General features: G+C 34.9%; 11 protein-coding genes. 6 read left to right on the top strand and 5 right to left on the bottom strand.

The genetic code is table 11. The features are described from left to right. Positions 1-104 precede the first annotated feature (104 nt). The 3 genes from CCY98_RS01115 (at position 105) to CCY98_RS01105 (ending at position 3,283) form a co-directional block, all read left to right on the top strand. A complete protein-coding gene (locus CCY98_RS01115; protein ID WP_258437800.1) occupies positions 105-2,093 on the top strand; it encodes an STT3 domain-containing protein in 1,989 nt (662 codons plus the stop codon). A 10-nt stretch (positions 2,094-2,103) separates the two neighbouring features. Continuing rightward, the gene (gene moaC, locus CCY98_RS01110) at positions 2,104-2,577 is read left to right on the top strand and encodes a cyclic pyranopterin monophosphate synthase MoaC (protein ID WP_006655633.1); all 474 of its coding nucleotides are present in this window, start codon (positions 2,104-2,106) and stop codon (positions 2,575-2,577) included. A gap of 301 nt (positions 2,578-2,878) precedes the next feature. Then, the gene (locus CCY98_RS01105; protein WP_258437797.1) at positions 2,879-3,283 is read left to right on the top strand and encodes a heme-binding protein; all 405 of its coding nucleotides are present in this window, start codon (positions 2,879-2,881) and stop codon (positions 3,281-3,283) included. Between the two features lie 123 nt (positions 3,284-3,406). Here the strand turns inward: CCY98_RS01105 and CCY98_RS01100 are convergent, their stop codons facing one another. The 5 genes from CCY98_RS01100 to CCY98_RS01080 all read right to left on the bottom strand — a co-directional run bounded on the left by CCY98_RS01100 (position 3,407) and on the right by CCY98_RS01080 (position 11,299). Beyond that, positions 3,407-4,516, bottom strand: a complete 1,110-nt coding sequence (locus tag CCY98_RS01100) for a RelA/SpoT domain-containing protein (RefSeq protein ID WP_112056764.1) — start codon at positions 4,514-4,516, stop codon at positions 3,407-3,409. Further along, positions 4,509-8,375 carry a TaqI-like C-terminal specificity domain-containing protein gene (locus CCY98_RS01095; protein ID WP_112056763.1) on the bottom strand — a complete coding sequence of 1,289 codons (3,867 nt, stop codon included), beginning with the start codon at positions 8,373-8,375 and terminating at the stop codon, positions 4,509-4,511. The genes CCY98_RS01100 and CCY98_RS01095 overlap by 8 nt, the downstream gene beginning before the upstream one ends. A gap of 100 nt (positions 8,376-8,475) precedes the next feature. Next, positions 8,476-9,738, bottom strand: coding sequence for an MFS transporter (locus tag CCY98_RS01090; protein ID WP_112056762.1), 1,263 nt, complete (start codon positions 9,736-9,738; stop codon positions 8,476-8,478). A gap of 304 nt (positions 9,739-10,042) precedes the next feature. Further along, positions 10,043-10,408: a helix-turn-helix transcriptional regulator gene (locus CCY98_RS01085; RefSeq protein WP_060661812.1), complete on the bottom strand. Its 366-nt coding sequence runs from the start codon at positions 10,406-10,408 to the stop codon at positions 10,043-10,045. 9 nt (positions 10,409-10,417) lie between these two features. Further along, positions 10,418-11,299, bottom strand: coding sequence for a DnaJ C-terminal domain-containing protein (locus tag CCY98_RS01080; protein ID WP_112056761.1), 882 nt, complete (start codon positions 11,297-11,299; stop codon positions 10,418-10,420). Between the two features lie 133 nt (positions 11,300-11,432). Here CCY98_RS01080 and CCY98_RS01075 point away from each other — a divergent pair, with 133 nt between their 5' ends. The 3 genes from CCY98_RS01075 to yajC all read left to right on the top strand — a co-directional run bounded on the left by CCY98_RS01075 (position 11,433) and on the right by yajC (position 15,969). Beyond that, entirely contained in the window at positions 11,433-14,198 is a 2,766-nt protein-coding gene (locus CCY98_RS01075) for a RecB-like helicase (RefSeq protein WP_112056760.1), read from the top strand. Next, complete coding sequence (nhaA, locus tag CCY98_RS01070; RefSeq protein WP_112056759.1) at positions 14,199-15,524, top strand: Na+/H+ antiporter NhaA; 1,326 nt, start codon at positions 14,199-14,201, stop codon at positions 15,522-15,524. 175 nt (positions 15,525-15,699) lie between these two features. Next, positions 15,700-15,969, top strand: a complete 270-nt coding sequence (yajC, locus tag CCY98_RS01065; protein ID WP_112056758.1) for a preprotein translocase subunit YajC — start codon at positions 15,700-15,702, stop codon at positions 15,967-15,969. The last annotated feature ends 2 nt before the right edge of the window (positions 15,970-15,971 follow it).

The raw sequence follows: 15,971 nt of genomic DNA, 5'->3' as shown, positions 1-15,971 counted from the left end.
GCTCCCTAGTTTATATTGAGGCGCAATGCTAACATAAAAGTGTTAAGTTTTTGTGAAATTCGATACAATTTTAAAAGTGTCAAATTTTAAAAAGGTTTTGTGGTTTGAAAAAGTGGTTTTGGTGGGCTGTTTTGGCTTATATTGTGTCGCTTTTATTGCGTTTTTATTATCCTTTTTTGCTTGGAGATTTGTATTATTATAAGGGTTGGTTGCTTAATACTAATGATGGTTATTTTTATGCACAAGGTGCAAGGGATCTTTTGTTGGGAGTAAAATCTACATTGCATTCGCCTATTAATGAAATGCTTTCTCAAATTACTGCCTTTTTGGCTTGGATTCTTCCTTTGTCTTTGGAGCAGATTATTTTTTATATGTCGGGATTTTTTGGGTGTGTTATTGTGTTTTTGATCGTGTATCTTACTAGGCATTTTGGTGGAATTATAAGCTTTTTGTGTGGTGTGCTTAGTGGTATTGGGGTAAGTTATTATAATCGCACGATGTTTGGATATTATGATACCGATATGCTTGTGGTGGTTTTGGGATTGTTAGTGGGGGTTGTTATTTTTGATATGCTAGAGAAAACTAGCAAGATTCAAGGGATTTGTTTGTTAGTTTGTAGTGGAGTGGCTTTGGTTTATTATCCTTCTTTGCGTTATGTGTTGATAGGGTATAGTGGCGTTTTGGTGCTTTTTGGATTTTTTGGGAGTAGGGCTAGGGTTGTTAATGGAATCTTATTGTGTGTGCTTTTGGGTGTTAGTTTGTTTCCTCAATCCTTGATTTTATGGATTATTGTTTGTGTGGCTTTGGTTTTGTTGTTTAATGATTCTTTATTTAAGTTTTTTGGGAGAATTTATTATGCGCTTTTGGTGGCTTTTAGCGTGGTGTTAGCAATAAAGATTTTACCTGAAATTTTTGGAAGTGTTTATGTTGTTGGGAATGTTAGCAATGTAGATTTTCATTATTTAGATGTTATGAAGAGTATTGCTGAGGTTTCAAGTTTAGGGTTTTTAGAGTTTGTGTATCGCATTAGCGGGAATCTTGCGTGGTTTATTTTGGGAAGTTTTGGAATCTTGCTTTTGTTTATAAAAGATAAGCGATTTTTAATTTTTCTACCTTTCTTGGTTATTGGATTTTTTGGTTATTTTAAGGGATTGCGATTCACCTTTTATGCTGTGCCAATTTATGCTTTAGGTGTGGGTTATTTGCTCTTTGTGGTTTTAGAGATTTTTAAGCCTAAGAAAGCATTGGCTTATGGATTAATTGGGGTTTATTGTGTGGCATCATTATTTCCTCATTTGGCGCATATTAAGAGTTATCTGCCTTTGCCAATTTTAGAAAAGCAAGAAGTAGAGAGTTTGAGTGAGATTCCTGCTAAGAGTGGGGATTATGCGTTAGCTTGGTGGGATTATGGGTATTGGATAGGCTATTTTGCGAAACTTAATGTATTTATTGATGGGGGGAAGCATAGTGGGAGGGATAACTTTCCTATTAGTTTTATTCTAAGTAGCACCAATCAAAAACAAAGCTATAATATAGCAAAATTGCTCTTAAATAATCTTAGCTTTGAAGAGTTTGCTAAGGCTAGAAATTTGTCTTTTCAAGAAGCTTTAGAAGTGCTAAAGGGCGATTTGGACTTAGAGCCTAAGAATCAAGATTTGTATTTTATTTTGCCTTATAGAATGCTTTCTATTTTTTCGGCTATTGTGCGTTTTAGCAATCGGGATTTAGAGAGTGGGGAGGCTTTTTTGGATAAGGTTTTAATGCTTTCTCAAAAGAAAATAGGGAATAGAATCTTTTTTGATTCTAGGGTTTATGTGGATAAAAATAAGGGTAAAATAGGGATTTTGGGGGAAGAGTTTGCTATGGATATTGCAGAAATTTTGGTTTTAAAAGATTCTGCTAGAGGTGTTACATTTAACTCTCAAAGTCCTGTTGTTTTGCTTGATTTGGGTAATGAAGCGTATGTTTTGTGTGATAGGGCTTATTTGGATTCTTTTTATTTTAGGGGAATGTTTTTTGATAATTTAGATGAAAATTTATTCCAAAAAGTGGCAAAAAATGAGAAAATAGCGATTTACAAACTAAAGCAATAAAGGAAAAGATATGGAATTTACCCATTTAGATGAAAAAAGAAATCCTAAAATGGTAGATGTTTCAAGTAAGGATTTGACTAATAGAGTGGCTGTGGCTAGAGGTAAGATAACGATGTCTAGGGAAGCCTTTTTGGCTGTGATTAATGAAAGTGGTAAAAAGGGAGCGGTGATTCAAACTGCGATTACAGCGGCGATTATGGGGGCAAAGAAAACTTCAGAGTTGATTCCAATGTGCCATATGATTTTTCTTAGTTCTGTCAAATGTGAGATTAAAGAAATAGAAAGTGAAAATGCCTTTGTGCTAGAGGTAAGGGCAAAAAGCTATGGGCAAACTGGAGTGGAAATGGAAGCGCTAATGGGTGTGAATATAGGGCTTTTGACAATTTATGATATGGTTAAGGCTATTGATAAAGCAATGGTGATTAGTGAAGTGTATTTGCTTGAAAAAGAGGGGGGCAAAAGCGGACATTTTGTGCGTGAGTGATTTGGAATGCTAAAAAGAGTGTAAAAAATCTCTCATAAACCCATAAAGCAAAGCGCAATAAATATTGGTGCTTTGTGTAGAATCTTGGTGCTAGGGGTAAGGGCGTTTGCAATGCTTGTGAAAATCCATAAGAATCTTGTATGATGCCATAAATGTGGAGTTTGGCATAGGAAATTTATATTTTAGTTGATATGCGAAACTTTTTATTAATTTAGAGTTTAAAGGAGATAAAATGTTTAAAAAACTTTTGTTGATTGCAGGTTTGTGTGCCTCGTAAATATCTGCAGATTCTTTTGTCCAAGTGCCTGTATTGTCTAATGAGGCGGTGCAGGGAATCTTGCAAAAAGCAAGTGCGTTTGCGGTGCAACATAATCACGCAGTAAGCATAACAATCGTGGATAGGTCGGGTCAAGTTTTGGCTGTTTTTAGGGATTATAATGCTGGTGTGCATACTCTGCGATCTAGCTACAAAAAGGCTTACACTGCGAATTCTCAAAAGAAAGAAACCGCTGATATTGCAAAGGGCATTAGAGAGGGCAAGATTCCTGAGGATTTGAAGTTTTTGGATGAAAATTTTTCGTTTTTAGATGGGGGTGTGCCTATCGTTGTTAATGGTGTCGTGGTCGGTGGTATCGGTGTCGGTGGTGCGCATGGCTCTGAGGATGTGGCTGTGGCAAAGGCTAGGCTGGAGTTTCTTAGCAAATAGCTTTTGCTTGTTTGTCTAGCCAAAGGCTAGTTTGGCACTATGGAGTTTTTTTGTGCGGTTTTCTTGTGTAGTTTATTTTCATAATATAAACTTTTAGCTTTTTGATAACCAATTTTACTTCTTTTATAAGATTTGCTTTATATTTGGAGTTTTAATATATTTATAAATATACGAGACATGGTAGCACAACTTCTCGTAAAAGGAATATTTTATAGTATCTTCATTTTTTGTAATATTTTCTATAAAAACACTACTATCAAGATAATAATTAGGATAGGCTTGTTTAATTTTTTTTTGATTATCCAAAGAAACCAATACTGCATCAATATTGTTATTTTTTTCTAGATCGTTATAATGTTTTCTCGCGCTATCTAAGTTATCTTTTGAAAAGCCATCAATATGAATTTTTTTTTCACTATAATTCAAACTAATTACAAAATAAAATTTTTTACTAGCATTTCTAATAATATGCTCATTTGAAATCACTAATGCGGAGAGAAATTCTAATATATTGTGTTTTGTATATAATTTTTTTAAAAAATAATATGTTTTTTTTAAATCGTAACTTTTATATTGCTCCATAACATTTGTTTTTTCTAGATATGAGAATAAAACACTGCTTAACCTAAAAAAATCTTTATAGACAGCCCCTCCATTACCTTGTTTAATTTTAGAATTATTTCCCATATCTATAATTTCAACAGCTGTTGCCCATGAATGTTGTAATTTTGTTCTAATCTGAATTTCTACTTTGCATTTCGTTTCAATATTTGTAAATATCAAATGGCATGATCTGTAACCATCATCTTTGGGTTTATTTATATCATCACTCATGCTATTATATTTAAAAACATTAGTATTTTTTTGATAATGTTTTTTTAGTTCATCTCTTATTAAATTAACATCTTCTATACTATCACATATAATTCTCATTCCAGCTATATCTTGTATTCTATCAAGAGCCAAATTTGGATATCTTTGCAATTTAAAGGAAATAGATTCTAATCTTTTGGTTCTTTTAGCTATAATGTAATTTCTTATCTTTAGTTTTTTTAACTTAATCGATAAATGATTGTTCATCTTTTTCATAACTTTAAAATGTAAATTTAACCAATAAGACAAACAATCTTGTTCCTCATTTGTCAGTTCTTCGTTATTCTTTATTTTTCTCCCAATAGTCTTAAGTTTATTCCCACTTATAGTTTTAAGTTTATCCTCGCTTATATTAATCATTTATCCCTTTCAATAATTTTATTTCTTTTTCATTTAGATTGTAGAGTTTATAGACTAGAGAATCTATGTGAGATTCTAGCTCTTTGGTGTCTTTTGTAGGGTCTTTGGCTTTGGAATCTAAAATTTGCTCTACTAGGCTTATTATCTCATCGCTTAGGGCTTTGTTTGTAGAATCTATTTTGGGAATAGGAAGTTTTTCTATATATTGTTTAATCCATCTAAAAGCACCATCGCCTAAATTTGATGATATGCTTTTCATATAATTATGAATCAGGTTACTATTTAAGATTCCTAATAAATATTTATTGTGTTCGTGAATCAAAAAATAACAAGTTTGATTAATAAAGAAACTATTATTATCGTATATAAAAGATGGTGCATTTGTCATTTCTGCCCATACAATCTTTTCTTTTTCAAATTCCTCTAAATATGCACAATTTCTAAGATTATAAGGCGTGATACCTTGATCCTCTCTATCAAAAAGCCCCTTGCCTTTTCCTTTGTGATTCTTTCCTATCTCATCAAAATAAGCTTTTAGCGTTGGATAATCCTTTATATCAATAGGCGGAATCTTATTGCCTTTGGAATCTTGGTAGCCATTGTGCGTATTTATAAGCCACAATCCCGCCCATTCATAGCCATAGCGTTTGATGTCTCTACCTCGTAGCATTTTTTTGATGAGTTTGCTTGTGCGTGTCTTCTCGCTTTTATCCTTGCAGTTGTTTAGAATCTCCTCTCTTTTTGCGCTATCTATGATAAAGGCTTCATTGTAGCCTGTTTTGATTCCATAGTTTATAGAAATGTCCCATTCTTTTAGCGGTGTGCCAAGGCTTTCTATCTTTGCCTTTAGGGCTTGGTTTGCTTGGTCTTGGAATATAAAAGAATCTTTGCTTAGGCTACTTTGGTGCAAAGGCTGTGCGTGTAGCTCATCTGTATCTAGGCTAGGCTGTGTAGGTGCTAGGTAGTCAAAGCTATCTTGGCTTGGCGGTGTCTTTGCAAAAGTGATGATACTTGTATCCACGGTGGCAGAATCAAAGATTTTTAAGCCATTTAGGTCAATGTAGTGTAGAATCTGTGTGTTTGCTAGGATAAATGCCCTCAAAGGTTCGCCATAGCCTGCACGCGTGTATTTGTTGCTCGTGATAAAAGATAGGAGTGCCTTTGGCTTTAGAATCTTGTAGCCTTGCTCAAAAAAGTAGGTGTAAATATCGCTCGTGCCTTTGTAGATACTAAAGGCTTTTTTTAGATGTGGCTTTAGGTGCTTTATCTCTTCTTGGCGGATATAAGGTGGGTTGCCGATGACTAAATCAAAGCCCAAAAAATCGCCATTGTTATCTAGCACTTCTGGGAATGCAAAGCGCCATTCAAAGGTGTTTGTATCGTGCGTGAGATTTTCATATTCTTGCATAGAATCTATAAGGGTTATAAGCTCTTTTTCTACAAAACCTTTTGGTTCTTTGGGTATGTCTAGGCTCTTATGGAAATTAAAGGCGATTATATATTCATTTAGAGTTGTTTTCAAGGCAGAATCTAAGCTTTTACCTTGTAAAGTAGCATTATCAATACCATTGTAGCCATAGCATTGCAGGTAACTAGATAAGGTATTTTTGAAATCTTGGTAAGCCTTACTTGTTTTGTGAAATATAGAGATGATAAACTTTTGTGTATCTTGGATTTGTTGCTTATGGAGTGATTTTAGTTCAGCATTTGTCTCATTTTTGTAAGCATTTACGGCATCTTTATAAGATTGTATGGTGTTTGGGAGCTTATTTTGTATATCATTGATTGTGGATAAAATCTCATTTGCAAATTCTAGAGTGGCATTACTATTTAGTCTATTTTTTAAATCTTTTTCTAGGCTTTCTTTTGTCATATCTAGGGCTATATTACTTACAAGGCTATTACCACATTTTATGTTGATGTCTATGTTTGGGAGGGTTTGGAGGGTGTTTGTGTTTTTGCCATTTTCAAAGATATAGTAGCTATATTTCAGTAGCTCTATCCAAAGTCTTAGCTTTGTGATTTCGCAAGAATTGTGGTTTATATCCACGCCAAAAAGACAAGATTCTATAAGTGTGCGTTTGTTGTGGAATATGGCTTTTTGGAGTTTGTGGGATTCTATGTTTTGGTGGCTTGGGATTTGGTAGATGTGTGGGTTGCCTGTAGAATCTTGTAGCACAATCTCATCGTTTTCTAGGCGTAGTTGTATGTCTTTTAGGCGTTCAAAGTTTTCATCACAAAGGATTTTTAGGTGGAATTTTAGCTCTATCATATTGTTTAGCATAGAAACGAGGAAATGTCCGCTTCCTACGCTTGGATCGCATACTTTTATGGAATCAAATATCTCATTTGCTTCTTTGTAGCCATCAGGTGAATCTGTGAGTTTATCTAGCCTTAGTTTTAGGGATTGTAAATCTTTGCAATCCCAATTTTTGGCGGTGTTAAACTTCTGTATCACGACTTGCTGCAGGGATTGCTTACACATATAGTTTGTGATAAAGCTTGGCGTGTAGAAACTGCCTTCTTTATAGCCATTTAGCTTTTCAAAGACTAGCCCCAATACGGCGGCGTTGATAAGTTTGTCGTGGTTTATTTTGACATTGTCTTGTATGTCTTTTGGGGTGGTGGTGAAGTCATAAGCGTTTAGGAAGTCAAAGAGATATTCTAAAAGTGGCAGGGGCTTTTTGGTGTCTTTGAGGATTGATTTTTTATAAAGTGCTAATGGCTTTGAATCTAAAAGCTTGATTTCTTTGCCTTGCTTTTCAAGCTCGGTTTTGTCAAATAGGCTTGAGTTCAGGTAAGGGATAGAATCTAGCTCTTTTGGTATGCTTTTGCGGACATTTTCTCTAAGTGCGAGAATCTCAAAAAAGAGTGTGTTTAGCTTGGCAAAGCTTTCTATCACGCTTGAATCCAAAAAGGGCTTTGGGATATGTTTGAAGCTTAGCAGCATAGATTCTAACAAACGCAAGAATAAAAGGCGGTTATTCCATGTGATGATAAGCTCAAATATGCTCTCAAAATCTCGCACGCAATCTAGCCCTAAATTTTCTCTTATCGCGTAGCTTAGGGTGTTTGGCGTGTCGCTAAGTTTGATGAGTTTGTTGGCGCCATCTTTTGTTTCTTCTAATCCCAAGATATATAGTAGCTCTTCATAGAAGTTTTGGTTTAGCACATTGCTATCGATGTGGGTTTTGTAGCCAAGTAGCAGATGTGGGCTAAAGACTTGATATAGCAAGACAGGCTCGGTGTCTTTAATCCCAAAATGTGTAAAAGTCATCTCCATATCAAGTGTGCTTAGGATTTCTTGGGCTTTTTGATAGAATTTTTTTGTGCTTGTGTCGTTGCCTTGCTTTTTGTCGACATTTTTGTAGGCTTTTTGCAATTCTTTGTTTTGGGAGAGTTTCTCAAACTCTTTGGCACTGATGAGATAAAAAGATTCTACATTGCATAAGAGAATACATTTGAGGTTGTTATTTCCCTCGTTTTGTTCTCTCATATAATACAGCAGGGCTTCATACAAGGCTTTGGAATCTAGGGATTGGGTGCTTTTGGGGAATTCGCTTTTGTTGGCTATGGATTTGACTTCAAAAAATGTCTTGACTTCATCATCTTCGTATATGGCAAGATCGATTTTATGTTTTGTGTTGATTTTTGGGTAGCTAAATGCTTGTTTTAAAAAATCTGCAATAAGGTTCTTTTGAAATTCCTCACTCTCGCTTGTATCTTGCGCGGTGTGTTTGTGGCATTGGGCTAAAAAATGATCTAAGTGTTCTTTAAATGTGTTAAGGGATTGTGTCGTGGGGTTTGGTAATGTATATGTGTGTAAAAATTCTTGTAATGGCTTAGAAATGTAGTGCATACGCCTCCTTTGTGGTATGTAATGTGTAGCTTAGTATATCGTATATTTGTGTGAAGTAAGTTTAATGGTTTAGCGAGGGTTGAAAAACCCTCAAGTATAATCATTCTAGCTCACTTTCTTTTGGGATAAAGATAGAAACGACTAAGATAAAGAACATCATCACTGCTAGATAGATGAAAAATCCATTTTCAATACCGGCGTTTTTGAATTGTAATGCCACATAAGGTGCAGAACCTCCAAAAATCGCATTGGGTATCGCATAACCAAATCCTGTTCCTAAAGCCCTGACATGCTCTGGAAAAAGCTTGGCTTTGAAAATCCCTGCTACTGAAGTGTAAAAGCTCAAGATTGTAAAAAGTGCTATAACAACTAAAAAGATGAGTATGCTATTTTGTGTGCCTTTTAAGGCTGAAAATAAAGGATAGAGTAGGAATAAGGCAAGGACTGCAAAAATCATTAAGAAGTTTTTGTGTCCTATTTTGTCTCCCAAGGCCCCAAAAACTGGTTGCATAACCATTAAAAGGAATAATGCAATAAGCATAATGTGGTTTGAAGTGGTTGCATCGATTCCTGCACTATTAATCATAAAGGTTTTTACATAAGTTGTGATTGTATAAAACGCTAAAGAACCTCCTGCGGTGATCCCTACAACAAATAAAAATTGTTTCCAAGAGGTTTTAAAAAGTGCTTTTAGCGTCCCTCTGTCTTCGTGATGGTGTAGTTTTGTCGCACTCTCATTCATAATAGATCGCACAAACAACGATCCAAGTGCTAATAAGCCCCCAATTACAAATAAGATTCTCCACGCATAGTCATTCATTTGCTCGTTGGTAAAAAATAGCAACATAATAGAAATACTAGCTACCGCTAAAAGCTGTCCGCCTATGAGAGTTACATATTGAAAAGAGGAATAAAAACCTCTATTGCCCTTACTTGCAAGCTCACTTAGATAAGTGGCGGCTATGCCATATTCGCCTCCGACACTCAAGCCTTGGATTAATCTTGCGACAAGTAATAATAAAATAGCAAAATCACCTATTGTTTCTTTGGAGGGGATAGCGGCTATCATAAAAGATCCTAGTGCCATAAGGATAACAGAAAAAACCATAGAAGATTTACGACCGATTTTGTCTGCTAATGATCCAAAAACCCAAGATCCAATGGGTCGCATCAAAAATCCAAGGGCAAAAATCCCAAATGCTGAAATTTGCTGTATTGTTGGATCTTGTGATCCAGAGAATTTGTGTGCAAAATACACTGCACTAAATGCGTAAATATAAAAATCATACCATTCTACCAAATTTCCGCTACTTGCAGCGATGATAGATCGAATCCTTTGTGATCTTGTAAGATTTTCTTGCATATCTAATCCTTAAATCAAAGATGATAAATAATTTAAATTATTTATGCTATCTATCTTACACTTAAATAAAATGAGATGCAACATAACATATATAATTGTATGGAGATTTTTTAATTTCTAGTAATTATTGTAACAATCTATTTTTCTTGGTGCGTCTTTTTGGTGTTTTGCAGTGATTCTTGTGAAAAAGCGGTAGAGTGAGATTAAAAGCAATATTTATTGTAGAGTGGAATTTGAGTGATTGTAAGATTTGCAAAGGCAATGTGTGGTGTATTTGCCTTTGTTGTTGCTTTAATGCTTGGCATTATTCTTTGAAAATGATGATTTCATAAGAACTTTGCTTTTTGGTAACGGATCTACTTGGTTGATTGCTTTTGAGTTTTTCTAGGTGGATTTGCAATTCTTCAATTTCTCTATCTTGCTCATCAAGCTTGTCTTTAAGGCGCAAGATTATATCCACTCCTGCTAGATTCACGCCTAAATCGCGCGTTAGTCTTAGAATCGTTTTTATCTTGTCAATATCTCTTTGGGAATACAAGCGCATTTTGCCATCGGTTCTGCCTGGTTCTATTAAGCCCTCACGCTCATATTGTCGTAGCGTTTGGGGGTGGATTGAGAGAATCTTTGCTACTACACTGATGAGATAAACGGGTTCATCATAGCTATACATTGGCGCTCCTTATAGGTATTTTTCAAGCGATTCAACAAGCTCTTTTGGGAGTGAATCAATGTCAGGTAAAATAATATTAGCTTCTAGGTATAAATCTCCATAGATTTTGCTTTTGCGATTATAAGCTCCAAGCTCTTTTACGCGGAATCGTTGGTTGTTTTTGGTGTTTTTAGGAACTTTTAGTGTGATAGGCTTATAAAGTGTCTCTATCTCGACTTTGCCACCAAAAAGTGCGGTTTTTAGAGGTAAATCAAACTTTTTGGTGAGATTGTCGCCTTCTTGGGTGTATTGTGGGTGTGGAGCAACAGAGACTTTTAGCAAAACATCACCGCTTTGATTTCCCATTGTATTGCCTCTTCCTCTTAGCCTTATGGTTTCGCCATTTTTAATTCCTGCTGGGATTTTAACATCAAAGTTTTGGTTTTGTAGGCTTACATTGTGTTTGCCTCCAAGAATCGCGGTGCTAAAGGGGATAGTGATTTGTGCGGTAATGTCAAGATTGGGTTGGCTTTTTTGATTAAATCCCCCAAAACCGCCAAAATTACTAAATCCACCAAAACCGCCAAAATTTCCTGTGCCTTGAGAGAATCCGCCTCCGCCAAAGATTTGACTTAAAATATCATCTAAATCCACATTGCCTTGCCCTCTTGCAAAATCGTGGAAATTTTGTCCGCCAAACATTGAATCGCCAAATTGATCGTATTGTTTGCGTTTTTTCTCATCGCTTAAGATTTCATAGGCTGCGTTGATTTCTTTGAATTTTTCTTCGGCATCTTTTTCTTTATTGATGTCTGGGTGATATTTTCGTGCTAAGCGACGATAAGCCTTTTTTATTTCTTCGCTTGTTGCATTTGAAGAGACTTCAAGTGTTTCATAAAGACTTTTTGACATTTGCCATTCCTTAAAAAATAATAAATTCTATAAACTTTTAGCATATTATATAACAAATCTTTAGTATATGTCAATCAACTTTTAGGATTCTTAAATTAATGTTATAATGATGCAAATTTTATAAGGAAATACAATGGAAAGTGCCTTATTGTGTTTGAATGCAAGTGCGGGGAGTGGGAAAACTTATCGTTTGGTTTCGCGTTATCTTGAACTGCTTTTTTTGGGTGCTAAGCCTTCAGAAATTTTGACTTTGACCTTTACTAAAAAAGCAGCAAAGGAAATGGAAGAACGCATTGTTAAGAGCATTCAAGAAATCTATCAAAGAAAAAATGATAGAGAATATATTAAACAACTTGAGTTTATTAGTATAAATGATTTGGAGGGAATTGAGCAAAAGATTACAAAAATTTATTATAGTTTTTTGCGTGAAGATTTGAAAATTACGACAATTGATTCGTTTTTTCAGAGAATCTTAAAGAGCTTTTGCTGGTATGTGGGGGTTGAAAATAATTTTGAAATTCAAAATGAGGATTTTGAAGCAATTACAGAGATTTTTTTGGAACTTTTGAGTGATGAAGCCTTTGAGAGAATCGTGCTTTTTTGCGCCCAAGGGAGAAAGAGTATCGATAGTGTTTTGTCGCTTTGTTCTTTTCTTGATTCTTTTAAAGAAATGCTTAAAAAGGGATTTTTTGTCTATGAAGCACAAAAGGGCGATAAAGAACAAGCAATGGAATATGCTTATAGACTTCAGCGAGAATATAAAAAGAGTAAGGGTGAGAGTGAGAGTGAGAGTAAGACTTCTAATCCGATGGATTTTAGCGATTTTAATTCTTTGTTGCATAAGGGTAAAACTTGGCTTACAAAAGAGAAAATAACTGATTTTAGGGGATTTGGAAAGATTCCTTTTGATGAGAGAGATTTTGAAAGTCTAAAAGAAGCGCTTTTGGGAGTGTATTTAGATGAAGAATCGCAATATCTTAGGAATCTGTATGAAATTTTTCAAGTTTATTTAGAAGCCAAAGAGAAGTATTATAAACAAAGCAATACTTTGAGTTTTAATGCGGTAACTTCAAAGGTTTATGAGCTTTTGCTACAAAAAAACTTTGATAAGGAATTTTTGTATTTTAGACTTGATAGCACCATTAGCCACATTTTGATTGATGAATTTCAAGATACAAGTATTTTGCAATATGAGATTTTAAAGCCTATGATTGATGAAATCAAAAGCGGTAAGGGTGTTAAAGAGTTTTTGCGTAGTTTCTTTTATGTGGGAGATATTAAGCAGTCTATTTATCGCTTTAGGGGTGGTAATCCAAATCTTTTTAAAATTGCTGCTGATGGAATGAAGCAAGAGAGTTTGCAAAAGAATTATCGGAGTGCTAAGAATCTTGTGGAGTTTGTCAATGAAGTCTTTAGCAACAAAATAGATGGCTTTGTCTCTCAAGAAGCTAATAGCCATCAAGAGGGCTTTGTGAGGGTTGTCAAAAATGAATCAGATAAAGAAGAGATTTCAAAATGCTTAAGGGAGCTTTTGGAGCTTGGTGCTAAAGAAGAAGAGATTGCTATTTTGCTTTTTGATAATGATTGGGTGGTGGAGTTAGCAGAATACTTGGAAACTAGTGGTTTTAAGGTCGTAATGGATACGAGTGCAAAGCTAGTATTTCATAATGAAGTGCGCGCTTTGATTGAGTTTTTGAAATATTTAGATTCTAAAAATCCCTTGTTTTGTGAGGAATTTTTTATGCTATTGGGATTAGAAAAAGAATCATTGGATCGGCATTTTGAAATTTTGGAGAATCCACCAGCAGTGATTTTGCTACAAGTGATGCAAAGTTTTAAGATTTCTAGTTTGAGTGCTAAGAAGTTTTTGGAATATGCCTTGGGGTTTGCAAGTGTGGGGGAGCTACTAGAAAAAGTTGAAAGCTTACAAGCAGATATTGTTTCAAGTGAGTGTTCAGGGATTAGGCTAATGACAATCCATAAATCTAAAGGCTTGGAATTTAATCATGTTTTGGTGATTGATGATAATAAGGCTAGAAGTCGTTATAATAATGTCTTTTTTGAATTCAAAGAAAATGGCGTGGAGATTCAAAGGGTGTTTCAAAAAAGCAATGATTTAAGAAAAAGCTTGGATAAAACCTATCAAAAGGCGATTTTTAAGGAAGAGATTTTAAAAGAAAAGGATTTAAAAAATCAGCTTTATGTGGCTTTGACACGCGCTAAAAATACGATGCATATTATGCTTTTGAGTGAAAAAGGGCGCTTTGATTCTTTAGAATTAGAAAATTTACAAAGAGGGGATTTAAAAAAAGCATTACAAGAAGTCAAAGAAGCTACAAATTTACCCAAAAAAGAAGAACAAGTATTTTTTGAAGAAGCAAGTTGTAAAAAGAGTTTGGTGTCTTTGGGCACACAAAAGAAAATGCAGGTGATTCAAAAAGAAGTGCAAGAAGGTAAGATTCAAGGGATTTATTATGGTGTGGCGTTGCATTTTGTAATGGAGCAAAAAATAAAAAATAATTTAGATGATTCGGTGCTTTTGGAGATTTTGTGCAATAAAATGGGCTTTTTAATGGAGAGAGAAAGCTTAAAAAATGTGATTAAACATTGTAAAAAAATCTTAAAAAATTCTCATTTTATTGAAATTCTAGCTAAAGGAAAGGTAAAATGTGAAATTCCTTTTTTATCCAATGGCAGACAAAAACGCTTGGATCTCTTGATTATCGGAGAAAACGAGGCGTTTGTGATTGACTATAAAAGCGGAGCGCAAAGGGAATCTTATGCGACGCAAGTGCTAGAGTATATGCAAAGTGTGGGAGAAATTTTGCAAAAACCTGTGAGAGGTTTTGTCTTTTATACAGAGGGTGAAGGAAGATTAGTTGAAGTTATAGGGGAATAAATGGAAGCAGAAAATCAAAATGGCTTTATGTCTAGCCTAAAAAAAATCACTCAAAGTGAATCGTTTGCGGGAGTTTTGTTGCTTTGTTGTGCTGTTTTGGCAATGATTGTTGCAAACTCACCTTTAGCAGAGGGTTATGCGGCACTTTGGAAAAGTAAAGTGGGATTTGATGTTAATGGCACTTTTATTGGAATGAGCTTGGAGCATTGGATTAATGATGTATTAATGGCATTTTTCTTTTTGGTTGTGGGCTTAGAAATCAAACGCGAAGTGTTGTTTGGTGAGTTAGCAGGGTTTAAAAGAGCAGCCTTGCCTGTCATTGCTGCTTTAGGGGGTATGATTGGTCCTGGGATTATTTATTTTGCTCTAAATGCTGGAAGTGCTTCTGAACACGGATTTGGAATTCCAATGGCGACAGATATTGCTTTTGCTTTGGGAGTTTTATCAGCGCTTGGCAAAAGAGTTTCTATTTCTGTTAAAGTATTTTTAGTTTCTTTAGCGGTGGCTGATGATTTGGGTGCGATTATTGTGATTGCATTGTTCTATTCTAGTGGGATTAGTTTTGGTTGGTTGGCAGTTGCTGCTGGGATTGTCGCGGTTTTGGTTATGCTTAATAAAATGGGAGTAAAAGCACTAACCCCTTATATGATTTTGGGTGTTGGTCTGTGGCTTGCTGTTCATAATTGTGGTATTCACGCGACTATTGCAGCGGTTGTTTTAGCCTTTACTATTCCTGTTGCGCCCAAAATGGATACTTTAGATTTTATGGATAAAATTAAATTAGTGATTAGTAATTTCCAAGAAGCGCAAAAGAAAAAAGATGGAATCTTATTGCAAAACGAACAAATTGAAGCCTTGCATCATATCGCCCAACACAAAAATGCAGTGCAAAATCCACTTTTGCGATTAGAACACGCTTTAGCACCTTATTCTAATTATCTTATTATGCCTATTTTTGCTTTTGCAAATGCAGGGGTTAGTATTGGGTCTAATATTGATTTTGGTGTGGATCATGTGTTTTTGGGTATTTTTTGTGGTTTGGTTATTGGGAAGCCATTGGGTATTTTCCTTTTTACTTTCTTGGCAGAAAAGTTTGGAATCGCAGCGCGTCCAAAAGGTGTTACTTGGGTAGAAATCTTTGGTGCTGGGGCTTTAGGCGGAATTGGATTTACTATGTCAATGTTTGTAACTAACCTTGCCTTTAGTGGCGAACACGCTCTTGTAGCAACGGATGTGGCAAAAATTTCTATTTTGATTGCTTCTCTTACAGCTGGTATTTTAGGAAGTATTTTCTTTTTTATTAGAGATAAAGTAACACACCATTAAGCAAAAAGAATCCTTTTTTGGATTCTTAGCTTAGAGATAATTTTTTTATTGGATTGGAGTTAAAATTTAATCAAAAAGTTATCTAAAAAATAAAAACAATGGTATTTATTAGCAAATCATTAGTAAATAAATGGTAGAATCTTCGTTTAATTTTATTTAAGAGAGGTTAGCACTTATGGAAAATGCTGGAAATATCTTTACACAACTTTTGCCTTTGGTGGTTTTAATTGCGATTTTTTATTTTTTGATTATTCGTCCGCAACAAAAACAAGCCAAAAATCATAGAGAAATGATTGCTTCTTTGAGCAAAGGGGATAAGATTGTTACAACTGGCGGATTTATTGCAGAAGTGGTTAAACGCGAGGAAGATTATTTTATGGTGCGTTTGAATGAAGATACTATCGTAAAATTAGCAAAAGATTATGTTGCCAAAAAAGCCGAATAAAA

Source organism: Helicobacter sp. 11-8110, assembly GCF_003288905.1.
Lineage (GTDB): Bacteria > Campylobacterota > Campylobacteria > Campylobacterales > Helicobacteraceae > Helicobacter_D > Helicobacter_D colisuis.
Note: the sequence above shows the minus strand (reverse complement) of the source record. Positions and strands in the feature narration are given on the sequence as shown.